This window comes from Niallia sp. FSL W8-0177 (assembly GCF_038006285.1).
In the GTDB taxonomy this organism is placed as follows: domain Bacteria; phylum Bacillota; class Bacilli; order Bacillales; family Cytobacillaceae; genus Niallia; species Niallia circulans_A.
On record NZ_JBBOUX010000001.1, the window covers coordinates 4,087,835 to 4,100,860 of the forward strand.

At 36.9% G+C, this 13,026-nt stretch carries 12 protein-coding genes; 5 read left to right on the forward strand and 7 right to left on the reverse strand.

Going from position 1 to position 13,026, the window contains the following annotated elements; genetic code table 11:
- Positions 1 to 10: 10 nt before the first annotated feature.
- The 6 genes from bglX to NST77_RS19850 form a co-directional block, all read right to left on the reverse strand.
- On the reverse strand, positions 11 to 2,170 hold the full coding sequence (gene bglX, locus NST77_RS19825; RefSeq protein ID WP_095329389.1) for a beta-glucosidase BglX: 2,160 nt from the start codon (positions 2,168 to 2,170) through the stop codon (positions 11 to 13).
- A gap of 11 nt (positions 2,171 to 2,181) precedes the next feature.
- Positions 2,182 to 3,012, reverse strand: coding sequence for a carbohydrate ABC transporter permease (locus tag NST77_RS19830; RefSeq protein ID WP_095329388.1), 831 nt, complete (start codon positions 3,010 to 3,012; stop codon positions 2,182 to 2,184).
- 12 nt (positions 3,013 to 3,024) lie between these two features.
- Entirely contained in the window at positions 3,025 to 3,855 is an 831-nt protein-coding gene (locus NST77_RS19835; protein ID WP_445668899.1) for a carbohydrate ABC transporter permease, read from the reverse strand.
- A gap of 216 nt (positions 3,856 to 4,071) precedes the next feature.
- Positions 4,072 to 5,319 carry a sugar ABC transporter substrate-binding protein gene (locus NST77_RS19840; protein WP_095329387.1) on the reverse strand — a complete coding sequence of 416 codons (1,248 nt, stop codon included), beginning with the start codon at positions 5,317 to 5,319 and terminating at the stop codon, positions 4,072 to 4,074.
- Positions 5,320 to 5,559: 240 nt separating this feature from the next.
- Positions 5,560 to 6,594 carry a polysaccharide pyruvyl transferase family protein gene (locus NST77_RS19845; protein WP_095329386.1) on the reverse strand — a complete coding sequence of 345 codons (1,035 nt, stop codon included), beginning with the start codon at positions 6,592 to 6,594 and terminating at the stop codon, positions 5,560 to 5,562.
- A 96-nt stretch (positions 6,595 to 6,690) separates the two neighbouring features.
- The gene (locus NST77_RS19850; RefSeq protein ID WP_341123440.1) at positions 6,691 to 7,158 is read right to left on the reverse strand and encodes a hypothetical protein; all 468 of its coding nucleotides are present in this window, start codon (positions 7,156 to 7,158) and stop codon (positions 6,691 to 6,693) included.
- 439 nt (positions 7,159 to 7,597) lie between these two features.
- Between NST77_RS19850 and NST77_RS19855 the strand changes: the two genes are divergently transcribed.
- A complete protein-coding gene (locus NST77_RS19855) occupies positions 7,598 to 8,425 on the forward strand; it encodes an ADP-ribosylglycohydrolase family protein (protein ID WP_341123441.1) in 828 nt (275 codons plus the stop codon).
- 400 nt (positions 8,426 to 8,825) lie between these two features.
- On the opposite strand, the gene NST77_RS19860 is transcribed toward NST77_RS19855, so the two are convergent.
- Positions 8,826 to 8,981, reverse strand: a complete 156-nt coding sequence (locus NST77_RS19860; protein WP_164464022.1) for a hypothetical protein — start codon at positions 8,979 to 8,981, stop codon at positions 8,826 to 8,828.
- A 380-nt stretch (positions 8,982 to 9,361) separates the two neighbouring features.
- Between NST77_RS19860 and NST77_RS19865 the strand changes: the two genes are divergently transcribed.
- Genes NST77_RS19865 through NST77_RS19880 form a run of 4 tightly spaced genes read left to right on the forward strand, consistent with a single transcriptional unit; the run spans position 9,362 to position 12,996 of the window.
- Positions 9,362 to 10,387: an ArsR/SmtB family transcription factor gene (locus NST77_RS19865; RefSeq protein WP_123258572.1), complete on the forward strand. Its 1,026-nt coding sequence runs from the start codon at positions 9,362 to 9,364 to the stop codon at positions 10,385 to 10,387.
- A complete protein-coding gene (locus NST77_RS19870; protein ID WP_095329379.1) occupies positions 10,388 to 11,197 on the forward strand; it encodes an ABC transporter permease in 810 nt (269 codons plus the stop codon). It abuts the gene before it with no gap.
- Positions 11,198 to 11,209: 12 nt separating this feature from the next.
- On the forward strand, positions 11,210 to 12,187 hold the full coding sequence (locus tag NST77_RS19875) for an ABC transporter ATP-binding protein (RefSeq protein ID WP_341123443.1): 978 nt from the start codon (positions 11,210 to 11,212) through the stop codon (positions 12,185 to 12,187).
- Entirely contained in the window at positions 12,184 to 12,996 is an 813-nt protein-coding gene (locus NST77_RS19880) for an ABC transporter permease (RefSeq protein WP_341123444.1), read from the forward strand. The genes NST77_RS19875 and NST77_RS19880 overlap by 4 nt, the downstream gene beginning before the upstream one ends.
- The last annotated feature ends 30 nt before the right edge of the window (positions 12,997 to 13,026 follow it).

Sequence of the window (13,026 nt, forward strand, 5' to 3'; positions counted from 1 at the left end):
ATCTTCATACCTATCCTCTTATCTTTTTTAATTCAAAACTTTTTGATTGAAGTTCTATGCTATTTGGACCAACCATTACTTCAAAATCGCCGTCATCACTTAAAAATTGCATATTTCTATGAGTATATCGAAGCTGCTCTTCGGAAATTTTAAAGGTAACCACTTGCTTTTCTCCATTTTTTAACTGAACTTGCTTAAAGTCCTTTAATTCCTTAACAGGACGCACAACCTCTCCAACTAGATCACGTATATAAAGCTGGACCGTTTCTGTGACAGGATAATCTCCTCTATTTTCCACTTCCACCGTAATTGTCACTGCTTCATTCTCCGATATGGTCTCTTTATCTAATTGCAAATTACTGTAGACAACCTCGCTGTAGCTTAACCCATAGCCAAACGGATAACGTGCATAATTCGAAACATCTAAGTATTTAGAAACATATTTTTCGTCCGGATTCTCTTCATAAGGACGACCTGTATTATCTCCATTGTAGTAGACTGGCACTTGCCCCACATTTTCAGGAAAACTCATGCTTAAACGCCCGCTTGGGTTTACATCTCCATATAAAATGTCACTTAGCGCATTTCCACCTTCTGTCCCAGGGAACCACGCTTCTACAATGGCATCCGCTCCATCTAGCTCACTAATATCTAATGGTCGGCCATTATACAACGTAACGATTATCGGTTTACCTGTATCCTTTAATTGCTTAAAAAGCTTTATCTGTTCTTTTGGCAAGCAAATATCACTTCGGCTGGCCGCCTCTCCACTCATCCATTCTTGTTCCCCTAAAGCTAATATAACGACTTCTGCATGACTCGCTGCTTTTAGTGCGCTTGAAATCATGTCTTCTGATAGTTTAAAGTAATCACAAGGTACTTCTGCTGAGAGAATATTAGCAGATTTCTCCTGCATCCCTTCGAGTAACGACACAGCTTCATCCATTTTCCCTTGCCATGACCAAGCTCCTAAAATATCCTGTGAATCTGCTCCCGGTCCGACAACTGCTACTTTTTGATCGGCAGATAACGGCAAGACACCATTGTTTTCTAGCAATACAATTGATTCTGCTGCTATTTCTCTGGATGCATTTCGATGAGATTGTGACAGTATTACTTCTTTTTCCCGATCTGCATCTGCTCCACGATGAGGATTTTCAAATAACCCTAAATCATTTTTCAATTCTAAAATTCTTAGCACGGCTTCGTTTAAAAGTTTTTCGTCTACTACTTCTTCCTCTACTAACTCCTTTAAATAGTGAGCATAACAAGTGGTCATCATCTCAATATCTACTCCTGCCTTTATGGCAAGCTCCGCAGCTTTTTTTTCATTTCCAGCTACGCCATGAGCAATCAATTCCTTCACTGCTCCCCAATCAGATATTACTACTCCATCAAAACCAAACTGGTCCCTTAATATTTTTCTAAAAAGCCACTCATTCCCAGTTGCAGGAATCCCGTCAACTGTATTAAAGGAGGTCATTACTAATTTAGCACCTGCATCAATCGCAGCTTTGTAACTCGGCAAATAACTTTCCCTTAGTTGCCGTTCAGACATATCGACCGTATTATAGTCTCTTCCTCCTAACGGAGCACCATATGCAGCAAAATGCTTTACACAGGCCGCCAGTCGTTCTGTATCGCTTTTCAAGTCTTCTCCTTGATAGCCACGCACTAACGCTTTAGCAAATTCACCATTTAAATGAGCATCTTCTCCTGTTGATTCCATCACTCTCCCCCATCTAGGGTCGCGCACTAAGTCAACCATCGGTGAAAAGGTTACATGTAAACCAGATACACTAGCTTCTAATGCAGAAATTCGCGCCATTTTTTCAGCAGCTTCTAAACTCCAGGAACTCCCTAAACCTAAAGGAATGGGGAAAATCGTTCGAAATCCATGGATAATGTCAGCCATCATTAAGGTTGGAATTCCTAAACGATGCTTTTTCATATATTCCTTTTGGATACGAATAGCTTCTTCAGCTCCCGATAAACCTAATGTAGAGCCAGCTTGTTTGATATTTTCTTCTGTTAACCCTAAATCAGTTAAAGGTCCTGTCATTTCTTCACTTTTTTTTGTATAAAAATCGGCGGAAAGCTGTAGAAGCTGATCTACTTTTTCCTCTACTGTCATTTCATCCACTAATTTAACTAAATCTTCATGTCTCATTTACATGCTCCTTACTTCAATCCTGATACATTGAATCCTTGCAGGATGTATTTTTGGAATATCATGAATACAATAATGATTGGAATAATCATAAAGGTAGAACCAGCCATCTGCAGAGCATAATTGCTTGCATATTGTCCTTTTAAAAGCTGTAGACCAACAGATAATGTATAATACTTTTCATCATTTGCCATAATTAGCGGCCATAAGAAGGAATTCCACGCACCGATAAAGGTCAATATTCCTTGCACAGCTATAACCGGGCGTGAAACAGGCATAATTATTTTCCAAAATATTTTCCATTCACTCGCACCATCTAATCGAGCCGCTTCTAATAATTCGTTCGATATAGTAGACATGAACTGACGGAATAGGAAAATGGCGAAAGCCCCCACTAGACCCGGAAGAACAATCCCTGCCATTGTATTTGTTAAGCCCATGGCGTTTAAAATCAAATAAACTGGAATCATCGTGACTTGCCCAGGTATCATCATTGTCGCAAGCACTAAATAAAAGAGTATATTTTTCCCCTTGAAGTTATATTTTGCAAATCCATATCCTGCCATCGCGTTCAAAATTAGTCCGCCAAATGAGCATAGGACGATAATTAATGTATTTTTTAAATACACTGCAAAGTTAAACGCTAAAAACAATTCTTTAAAATTAGAAAAGGTGATCTCCTGCGGCCAAATAGTTGGAGGAAACTGCATAATTTCCGCATCCGTTTTCAGGGAAGAAAGCAGCATCCAAATAAATGGTAAGACCATAAAGAATCCGCCAACAGTAAGAATAATTCCAACAATCCATTTTGAAGTTCTCATTTGCTTTTGAGATGTATGCATAGCTATTTCCTCCTATAATGATTCTTCATCACTCTTACGCTGAATGCGGAATTGAATCAAGGTAACGATAATAATCGCAATAAATAAAATAAATGACCCTGCCGCTGCATAACCAAACTTACTAAATTGGAACCCGTTCCGGTAAATAAATAACGCAACGGAAGTAGTACTATCTAAAGGCCCGCCATTGGTCATAATAAACGGTTCTTCGAAAAACTGGAGCCAGCCAATCATCGTCGTAATCGTTACAAAGAAAGTTGCAAACTTAAGCATGGGTATCGTAATTTGAAATAATTGTTGACGTCGATTAGCGCCATCTAATGAGGCAGCCTCATAATATTCTTTCGGTATACCTTGAAGCGCCGCTAAAAAAATAATCATATTCGTACCAATCGCTCGCCATAAAGCAAGAATAATTAATGACACTTTCGCCATTGTCGGATCTTGCAGCCACGGTACTGGAGAAACATTGATAAGAGACAGTAAATAGTTTAAAAATCCAAAACTCGGATTATAAAGATAACTCCACACAACTGCTACGGCAACCACATTTGTGATCGATGGCGTGTAAAAAATCAACCGAAAAAATTGAAAGATTTTATTTTCCCCGAAGTTAATCATAACCGCGATAACTAAGGAACAAGCGATAACTAAAGGCACACCAATCACTACATAAAACAAGGTATTTCCAATTGATTTGAGGAAAACAGGATCTGTTAAAATTTCTTTGTAATTACTTAATCCCACAAAATTGATCTGTGACCAATCAGCTAGTCCAACTAAGCTGATATCTGTAAAACTAATAAAAAAAGCTACAACAATGGGAATTAAGGAAAACAACATTAGTAAGAGCAATGCAGGAGAAATGAATAAATATGGGGCTCTTTTACTAGTAAAGTTTCTCAATTTTAAAGCACTTCCTTTACTTTAAATAGAAAGGAGCATCTCTTTAGAGAAAGATTTCTTTTAACACATTCAGATTAGGAAACAGATTTTTCTAATCGAACCCGTTTATTCAGATAACTTCCGCTAATGTTTGAGATACTCCTTTCTGCTCATTTATTTACTTAAAACCTTTTCTGTTTCTGCATTAAAAGCATCCATCTCTGCCTGTACATCTGCTCCACCCAAATAAATTTTCTCAAAATGCTTCAAGTAGTTTTGAGCGATTTCTTCAAATTCAGGAATTAATGGCATTGGATGAGAGTTTTCCATTTGCTCTCCAAATACTTCATATAATGGATCACCGGCTAGCTTTTCATCCTTCCACGCTTCTTTTACTGTTGGCATGGCATTCGTTAATTCTAACCACTTTAATTGGTTTTCCTTGCTCACCATAAAATCAATAAATTGTGCCGCTTGATCTTTTTTCTTTGAATGTTCAAATATCGTTAAATTCGATCCACCAAGACTTGAATCATTATTATCTTTTCCAGCAGGAAGAACGGCGGTTGCCCATTTGCCTTCGATATCTGGCACTGTATCATTAACTGTTTTCACCATCCACGGACCACTAATAAACATTGGTACAATAGCATCTCCTGAGAACGTTTGCGAAACATCCATTCCTAAGTCTTGTTTAGGAGCATACCCTTTTTGAATCATATCATTTAAAAACGTCACTGCTTCTACAAACGGCGCTTGGTTAAATTGCGCTTCTTCCTTGTCTGACAGCAATTCAGAACCGTTTTGTCGAGCAAACATGAAACCAAGTGTTTGTTCCTTCGAATCGACATTTAAGCCATACATATTATCTCCTCGTTCTGATAGCTTCTTCGCTGCGTCTTCAAGCTCTTCCCATGTTTTAGGTGCCTCTTTATATCCAACGGATTCTAAAATATCGGTCCGATAGAACAAAACTCTCGTTTCCGCTGCCCACGGTATCCCGTAATACTTATCATCAAACTTGGTTGTTTCTACTGAACCTTCGAAAAAGTTTTCTGGCTTTAAATGATCATTTTTATCAATAAATGGCCCCATATCTGCCAATGCACCAGCAGCTTGAAACTCCGGCATCCAAGTAGTACCCATTTGAAGAACATCAGGACCTTCCTTCGAAGCTACGGCTGTCAGTAATTTATCATGAGCACTAGCCCAGGGGATTGCTTGGATTTTCACTTCAATGCCTGTTTCTTTCGTAAATTCCTCTGCCATTTTAGGGAGCTGCTTCACTTCATCGCCCATTCCCCAAACGGTTAGTACTTCTGAGTCACTAGCATCATTTTTACTATCAGAACATCCCGCCATTAATCCTACTGCAAGTAATGCTGTGGTTCCTAGCAATGCAAATTTCTTTTTGAAATTCATTCTTGTTTCCTCCATTTTTAGATGAATTTTATAGAAACGTTTCGATATAAGTTAGTATATATCACCGAATATCAACTTGCAAGCGTTTTCTAACTATTTCATTTAGTATTATCAGTAGAAACGTTTCACAAAACAATGAAAAAACCCAACAAAGTTTTAAAGAGTTACGTAATATCTATGGTTTTCCTAGATATACTTTCCTCTCTTATCTTTGTTGGGTTAGCACAAATTCAAAGAAATTTATCCTTTAAAAAAATCTTTTAGTACTTGGAAATCTTCTTTTACATCAATCTTATTCGGCTCTGCCTTTTGCAATCTTTCCACGATAGCTGGTATGTCATTTAACTCTTTGTTATCTGTATATTCAATAAAGGATAACTCATGTAGCCAATCATTATAAGAATGCTTTGCTTTTCCATAGCTATTTCCGAACACTAGACAAGGTGTTTTAGTGATAATGGAAAAGATCATAGCATGCAAACGATCTGTAATAATTAATTTTTTGGAGCCAATTTTATCAAGCGTTTTTAAGAAGTACTTTTCACGGTCCGCATAATCAATCACATCAACCTCTGATAAAACCGTATCTGTCCGCTCTACAGACTCCGTTTTTCCAAATAAGTCCATTAAGTCAGAAACAAAGCTTTCTTCTGTCACCTTCTCCTTATCTGCTCTTAGAACAAATAGAACACCATCACGTTCCAGCTCCCTTGGCTCAATAGACAGAGATAATACCATATCTGGAGTGTAAATTACATTTGCCTGGAATGTTTCTTTTAAAATATCTAAAGTTTGATTCTCTCTTGCTACTAAAGTTAGATTAGGATTTTGATTGTATGCTTCTTGGCTTTTCCGCTTCTCTTCTCTACCTTGCTCTGTATCCTCAAAAAAAGCAGATTGTGGAAAAACAATTGTTTTGTAGTCTTTAAAGGATGAAACTACTTTTCTACGATCTTCCTCAATATCTACATATAAACTTCCTAAATTTCCTCCGCCTGTAAAACAAACAATATCATCTTCGTTAATAATCTTCTTAACTAGCTCTATTCCTTCTTCTGTTGCATAGTCCATAATTTCAATATATTCATAGTAAGGAAAACAATTTTTAATAAACTTTTCCTCTGCATAGGCGATGGCTTGATCTCCAATATTCGTATAACTTGGCGATCCAAATAGGAATACTTTTCTCTTGTTATTAAACAATGCTTCCTTATCTACATTAGGAGCAATCCCTTTTACCATATTCAATTCTTCTTTTCTTGCTTGATTTAACATGACTGTATTCCTCCTTCTTACTTCGATAGAACTTGTGGTTAATTGTCATGTACCCAAAACAAGCTATAAGTATTCCGAAAACGGTAACTTTCTCCCTTACTTTCTTTGCTTCCATATCAAAAGAATTGATTTGCCATCGTTCGGAGAATCTTCTCCATAATCAAAAGGAAGCACGGCAAAAAAAATAAAATAAAAGGAAAAATAAACAAATTGATAGAGAAATGAGCTTTTTGGTAGAACTTCCTGAATGATTAAAGAATTAACGACTAGAATCGACAATAAGTTAAATAATATGCCTCCCCCATGAATCAATGTCTGCTGCCATCTTTTTTTCTTCTCTATCCCTTTATAATGACAGGCCGCATCTACAAAATAAAGGACATGAATATGCATACACCCTATAGAAAACAGTCTTTTTCCCCTGCCAATCGTTAAATCGCCCTTCAACCCAAATATCCATACAAAGAGTTGATGCCCAGCAGCATGAATTAAATTAACAATAGGCAAAACGACGAAAAAGGCCCATGCAAATTTGTCGAGATCACTTAGAGTAAACATCTTCATCCTCCTTCTCTCACCTTTTAAGATGGGCAGTTTCAGTTACTAGTTTTCTTTTAGAATTTGGATATATGTAAGATACCTCTTTCGCATTGGAACCAATCCCTTATTCGAGATTTGATAGATATTGGTAATATTTATATACAATTATTTTGGTAGATAGTTGATTTCGAAGGGAGAGTCTCTGGATAATTACCCCTTTCTCGAACAGCTGCTCGAATGACTGCGATGGGGTGTAGTCATTGTACTGCTGGAACCTGCTCTGATTGTTTGAATGATCTGTATGCTATGCAAATATAGAAACCTATATCATTTTGTGGTATCCAGTTATCTATAAACGGGATGGTATACATAAAAAAGAAATATATATAACGGAGAGGAAATTAAAAAGCCTAAACACTTAAAATGATACAATAAAGACAACGACAAGGAGGAGTTGATTTATATGCTATTAAAAAGTGCTGTTTATGGATTTATTATTGGTGATGCACTAGGTGTCCCCCATGAATTTAAAATAAGGGGAACATACGCATGTGAGACTATGACAAATGGTGGAGTATGGAATCAACCTGTTGGCACATGGTCAGACGATACATCCATGTTGCTCGCTACATTAGATTCCATTAATCATGAAAATGGTATAAACATCAAAGATATGAGAAATCGTTTTCTCGATTGGATGCATCATGCGAAGTATACAGCAAGAAATGAAACTTTTGATATAGGATTAACTACACAGCAAGCACTAATGGACGGTATTGGTAAAAGTAATGTTAGATCAAACGGTAATGGTTCGCTTATGCGTATTCTGCCTCTTGCATTTATTGATTGTGATGATAAAAAGGTCAAAGAAGTATCATCCATAACACACGCACATGACATATCCAAGAAAGCTTGTCTTATTTATGTGGACATTGTAAGAAGGTTAATAAAAAATGAAAACCTAAAAGATATTCTAAATAATCAGACACACGAGGAACCATTCACACGCTTAAATTCATTGCATGAACTTGCAGAATCCGAAATCAAATCGACAGGTTATGTTGTCGATACCCTTGAAGCAGCTCTGTGGTGTGTCTTACAATCTCATTCGTACAAAGAAACTGTGCTAAAAGCAATCAATCTCGGAGGCGATACAGACACTATCGCAGCAATTGCTGGTGGACTAGCGGGTATTATTTATGGTTATGACGCTATACCGAAAGAATGGATTGACACATTACATAACAAAGAACTTATCACAGCCATACTGTTAAAGCAAAAACTAGAATAACCTTTGCTTTACAGTCCCTTATAAAAAGATAAATACCTTCTTTTTTGGCAGCAAAGAAGTCACACAAAAATGTCTCTGATTTGAGATATGTCCCTTTGTTCCTGATTTCAGACGGAAACCTTTTTTATATGTGATACGTATCTATGCCTGTACACTATATTTATTTATATATACTCTTTCTATATAAAAAGAAGGAACAAAGGAACAACGATACGGGAACGTTGATATAGCAATAATCTTCTGTTCCTAATGACGTGAAAAAGCAGGTACAAAGCAGGGACATTTTACGTCAAAAAGGAACAAAAAAATCGGGTGAAATGGTCATTATCTGAGGTAGATTTTCACACTTCTCGATCTTGTATAATTCTAAAAAAAATATAATGAAGAATTATTTTTGTGACTATTTTTTGGAGGTTGGACAACAACACAAATGAATACCATATGTTTCTTCAATCGATTCTTCTAATGCCTGCAGCTGTTTCGAATATTCAATACAGATATTCTGATACGAATCTTTTTCTTTATTTGTTTTACACGTTTCTATACAATTGGACATTCTTTTCTAAGTTTATAAAGCAATTTTCCAGAGAGGGAGAGTCTGTTTAGGCGTACCTTCTCCTTAAAGTACTCCCACAGCAAGAAACATGTGGGGGGCCATATGAATATGATCAAATGGTTGCTAAATATAAAAAGGGAAACCATTCCTGCCATTAAAGACAGAATGGAGGGATTCGAAAATACGTACAGTATATAAAACATAAAGCACATAGCCCTAATCTGCTATGTGCTTTTCATCCCTTCCTAAATGCCACCTTTCAAAATAAAAAAAAATTCCCCATTGACAAATCCTACCTCTCTCTATAAAATACTGAATAATTTTGCAAAATTATCAATTTGATTCGCTAAATAGCGAATCAAAATAAAAGGAAGAGATCCATGGACAAAGTAAACATTTGGATTAAAAAACATGTACGTGTCATTTACTCCCCCTTTCGTGAATTGTTAACAAGTTTACATGTTTTACACAATCCAGCTCATCACCTGACGAGGCTAGAGTGGGCAGAGAAAACAAAAGAAGCAATATCGAAACCGCATTGGAAAATGATTCAATTCTTTGGGGAAATTAGTAATGAATGGCTTAATTTTCTCGATTTGGATGATTATCTTTTATTGGAAGAGAAGCATGTTGAGGAAGCCATTGAACGATTACGTTTATTGCCAGAGCAGCAATTTCTTGCCTTCCTGCTAGGTAAAAGCGACTTTACAGATGCAAATACAAACCAACAAAAGGTTTTAAAAAAACCTAATTATTATCGGAATCTCCTTTGCGATTTGCTCTATGATTACCAGCAAAATTATTTTGCGCGCGAATTATATCGAATGGAGCCGTGGTTAATTAAATCTGTTCATGAATTAAAAAAAGCAATAGCAGCAAATCCATATGAAGCGATCAACGCTATTCATCCACGCTTCAGACTTGATCCAAAATCGATACGATTTTATAAAGCAAACACCTGGATTTTTGCTTATGAAGAGATAGAAACATTGACGATATACCCATCCAGCTTTATCGCGCCACATCTCTTAGTTGGCTTAGAAGTTCCTGCCATCATTGTTTATTTGCATGTCTCCTTTCCTAATCAGCTGGGAACTAGTCAAGATATAGTCCCAATAGACTTGCTTTCTACTCTCGCTGCATTAGGGGACAAAACGAGATTACAATTATTAAGACAAATGTCTCGGCATCCCATTTGTACACTGCAATTATCGGAATCTACCGGGCTTGCAAAGGCCACAATTTCTAAGCATCTAAAAATCTTAGAAAAGGCGTGCTTAATAAAAGGGGAAAGACATGGACACTTTGTGTTTTATGAGACAGATTTACAAAAATTAGACCAACTGAAGGTCGACTTAAATCAGTTTTTTGATCAGCCTTCCCTTGGTCAAAAGGAGGATACATAAATGTGGTTGAGCATTTCTGCTACTTTTTGGCGAAATTATCTCGTGATGAAAAGAGCTTTTCCTTGGTCTTTTTTTCTAGGACATATATTAAGCGCTATTTATATTATCATCTTTGCCTACCTTACCTATTTTTTTGTTTTTAAAGGAGAATTATCATCCAGTTTCTCTGCCTATGCGGGGACAGATGACTATCTTTCCTACTGCATTTTAGGTGGATTACTTTACTCTTTTTCAGTGTCTCTTTTAATGATTACAAGTCGAACACTTATCACAGAATTGCGAGAAGGGACCCTAGAATCCCTTCTTCTAACACCATCGACAAGAAAGGGATATTTTCTCGGCTATGTAGCGCAAGGGTTGATTAGAATTATGTTGGAATTCCTTGTGATTATTGCCGCTGGCTCTCTATTTGGCTTGCATTTACAAGGAATAAACTGGCTTCATGTCTTAATTGTTCTTGTCGTTTTGATTCTTTCCACCTTTTCGATGGCATTAGTATTAGGATCGTTTATGCTCTACTTTCGAGATACATATATCACGCAGAACACCTTATTTGTCCTTATGGGACTTGTTTGCAGCATCACTTTTCCAAGTGACTTTTTACCAGCGGCAGTAAGGTGGATCAGCCAAGTCATGCCACTTACCTATGGAATTGATGCTTTACGAATGGTCTGGATAGAGGGAACCCCACTTAATGAGCTTTTGGCTCCATTACTAAAAATGGCAACGCTTGGTTTGATTTATTTGCCAACAGGCTCATATTTGATGAAAAAAATGGAGAAATACGTATTAGAAAAGCATTTTGGATAAGGAGTGATAAAAATGATCGAAGCAAAAGGAATTAGTAAGTATTACACAGTGAAAAAAAGAAAGAATTTTTTCCGTTCAGAAAAGCAAGTTGTATGTGCTGTTAAAGATTTAAACATCTCTATTAAAGAAGGAGAAATCGTTGGCTTGCTCGGTTTAAATGGGGCTGGAAAAACTACTACCATTAAAATGCTCAGTACCTTACTAAATCCAACAGATGGACAAATAACAATTGATGGTTTTGATGCTGTAAAAGAGGCAATGAAGGTAAAAAAGCATATTAATATGATTGCTGGTGGAGAAAGAATGTTATATTGGCGGCTGACTGGATCCGAAAACCTCCGCTATTTCGGAAAGCTCTATCAACTATCAGGTCTAGAGCTTGAAACACGCATAGCCTATCTTCTCGATCAAGTTGGATTAAATGAGGCAAAGGACATTCCAGTAGAACTATATTCAAAAGGGATGAAGCAAAGACTCCAAATTGCGAGAGGACTTATAAATAATCCTAAATATTTATTTCTTGATGAACCAACGCTTGGCCTGGATGCGCCAGTAGCTAAGCAATTGAGAGGATTAGTGAAAGACTTAGCAAAACAAGAAAACAAAGGAATCTTATTAACAAGTCATTACCTCGAAGAAGTGGAGGAGCTTTGTGATCGCATCTATATTATTGAAAAGGGATCAATTATTTTAGATGGCACACCAGAAAAAATTATTTCATCTGTAGTAAAAAGCTATCATTTGAGGATGGAAACAAGTTCCCTATCGGCAAGCGCGCAAAATAAACTCAAACAGGCATTAGTCGATTGCAGCATTCAGTTTAATTGGCTGACAGATAGCACAGTGATTCTTGTCGATGCACCCTATGATCCCACTTCTTTTCTTATTAATATTTGTATGAATGAATCTGTTTCAATTCTAAAACTTGAGCTTAAGCGGCCACGATTAGAAGACGCGATTCTAACCTTAGCAAAGGAGAAATCTGCATGAAGTTGTTTTCTATTTTACAAGCAGAAATGGCTAAAAGTCATAAACATAACTTTCATAACAAGTTAATCTATTTTTCCTTACTCTTATGGCCAGCCTTATTGTTTATTACGTCTTATTATTCCTTTAAGCCCTTTAACCTAACGGAATCTAGTCCGCTATCTGCCTATATGGATGTTGACCAAATCACTATGTTTTTACTAACCGGTTATTTAGGATATATTTTCTTTTGGAGCCTTGTTCAATCCGCTTGGAATATGAGCTATGAGCGCCAGGCTGGTACACTTGAGCTCATCTTTCTTACACCTGCAAATCGTTTAACTATCATGTTTGCACGTGCAGCAGGAAATTTGCTTGAAGCTGTATGGTTATTCACTACCTTCATCCTATTGGTGCTTATTGTTACAGGACAAGCGGCTGAAATTTATTGGGCAAATGTTCCACTCGCCTTATTTCTTCTTTGTATATCTGCGATTGTTTGGGGTGGATTTTTAAATATTGTTTTTCTCTTTTCGCGAGATGCAGGAATTCTTTTTACCATTTTCGAGGAACCAATGCAGTTCTTCTCTGGTGTACGTATTCCAATCCTTGCCTTCCCAATCTGGGGAAAAGCAATTGCCTACCTTTTTCCGCTGACTTATGTACTAGGTATCTTTCGAGATCTTGTGCTGAATGGAAAAGATTTTACGCAAATGATCGGACAATATTTACTTTTAGTTTCCATCATTCTAATGCTTGCCGTGGCCTCCGTCTTTCTTTTAAAAAAGGCAGAAACCCATACTAAGAATACAGGAAATATGGTTCTTTATTAAGGGTAATAATCGTGCCTCTTCGTTTCACGT